2 tRNA genes and 2 rRNA genes are annotated in these 1,017 nt (G+C 47.5%); all 4 read right to left on the bottom strand.

Features of this window, described 5'->3' with window-relative positions:
* Positions 1–368: ribosomal RNA gene (locus tag M8E35_RS26340) — 23S ribosomal RNA — on the bottom strand; the annotation flags it as partial.
* 114 nt (positions 369–482) lie between these two features.
* A tRNA-Ala gene (locus M8E35_RS26335) sits at positions 483–558 on the bottom strand.
* Between the two features lie 103 nt (positions 559–661).
* Positions 662–738 (bottom strand) — tRNA-Ile (locus M8E35_RS26330).
* A gap of 225 nt (positions 739–963) precedes the next feature.
* Positions 964–1,017, bottom strand: a 16S ribosomal RNA gene (locus M8E35_RS26325); the annotation flags it as partial.

Raw genomic sequence — 1,017 nt, 5'->3', positions numbered from 1 at the left:
GGTGTTACCTTCTCTGCCCGAACTTTCCAGTTCTGTTCAGCTAGGGAATCATTCTTAATAGAGGGTCCTACAACCCCGAATCCCGAAGGATTCGGTTTGGGCTGTTCCCGTTTCGCTCGCCGCTACTCAGGGAATCGATTATTCTTTCTCTTCCTCCGGGTACTTAGATGTTTCAGTTCCCCGGGTTGCCTTCGTTAACCTATGGATTCAGTTAACGATAACCGGACATGACTCCGGTTGGGTTGCCCCATTCGGGTATCCACGGATCAAAGCCTGCTTACGACTCCCCGTGGCATTTCGCTGTTAACCGCGCCCTTCATCGACTCTTAGCGCCTAGGCATCCACCGTACGCCCTTAATAGCTTGACCTATCGTCTCGCTACTTCTAGGTTTACTCGAAACTTACGTTTCGAAGTGAATTCTTTCGACTTTACTAGTTTTCTTCTCTATGCAGTTTTCAAAGAACATAGAAGTTCAATAAATTGGTGGAGGTTAGCGGGATCGAACCGCTGACCCCCTGCTTGCAAGGCAGGTGCTCTCCCAGCTGAGCTAAACCCCCATCGTCGCTATTAGTCATCAAATTCCAGATTCATATTTGCATATGACAGCCAGTTTGCTTGGTCATTTCCGACCTCCGGCTACTGTCTTCTGATGTCATTAATTGGTGGGCCTAGATGGATTCGAACCATCGACCTCACGATTATCAGTCGTGCGCTCTAACCAACTGAGCTACAGGCCCACATTTTGAGGCTAGATTCTTTATCAAAAGCTTTAGACTTCTGATTTCGATATCTGGTCTCTCAAAACTAAACAACAGCTTTTTCCAATGAGTTGCCGATCCCTCGGCGTGAGTCTTGCGACTCTAATGATCTCTCTTTGAACTTGGTTCTTCAACCGTGTTCTCCGAAAGAACCGACCAATAGGATTGTCGTTTAAAGCCTAAGCTCTAAACAGTTCTCCTTAGAAAGGAGGTGATCCAGCCGCACCTTCCGATACGGCTACCTTGTTACGACTTCAC

The sequence above is a fragment of the Desulfosporosinus nitroreducens genome (assembly GCF_023897015.1).
Taxonomy (GTDB): domain Bacteria; phylum Bacillota; class Desulfitobacteriia; order Desulfitobacteriales; family Desulfitobacteriaceae; genus Desulfosporosinus; species Desulfosporosinus nitroreducens.
This window is presented reverse-complemented; position numbering and strand designations above follow the sequence as displayed.